The sequence below is a fragment of the Micromonospora sp. SL1-18 genome, assembly GCF_047921505.1.
In the GTDB taxonomy this organism is placed as follows: Bacteria; Actinomycetota; Actinomycetes; order Mycobacteriales; family Micromonosporaceae; genus Micromonospora.
Genome location: NZ_JBLROA010000208.1, coordinates 1 through 535 on the forward strand (window position 1 = coordinate 1; position 535 = coordinate 535).

The 535-nt window shown below is 69.7% G+C and carries 1 protein-coding gene; it reads right to left on the reverse strand.

Annotated features, from left to right (window positions below):
* Positions 1 to 476: hypothetical protein (locus ACNAW0_RS30595; protein WP_416291516.1), on the reverse strand; the 476-nt coding region annotated here is incomplete at its 3' end.
* Between the last annotated feature and the right edge of the window lie 59 nt (positions 477 to 535).

Below are 535 nucleotides of genomic sequence, written 5' to 3' on the forward strand. Positions count from 1 at the left end.
CGCAGGGCTCCGGCGGACAGCAGGGTGTTGAGGCCCCAGTCCACGCCAAGCGCCACCGTGTGACCGGTGCGCTTCGCTTTCGGCACCGGGTGCGTGTATGCCATATCCACGCGCACCCTGCCGCCCACCACTCGCAGGGTCGGCAGGTGCAGCACCGCCGAGGCGGGCACTGTGGGCGGCAGACTGATCGGGCAGGCCACCCACGTCCAGTCCCGATACGAGCGCGGATCCGGTCGGGTAGGCAACTGCAGGCGCAGCAGCACTCTGCCCGGTTTGGTGTCGCTGCGTTCGATGGTGGTCTGCTGCCGGTCACACGCGGCCAGCAACAGCATCCGCGGAACCCGCGGAGCACCTTCGAGCTCGAACACATCCATCGGCAGACGACCATTGGCGTTCAGGAACGCGGCGGCCTGCCGGGTCCGGCCCTTGATGACACTCGGCGGCAGCCCCTCCCCGCCCGGGATCGCCGCACGCACCTGCTCCCACTCGGCGGGGGTGCGTTTACGAGGATCGGTAGGCCAGGTCGCCAGGATCC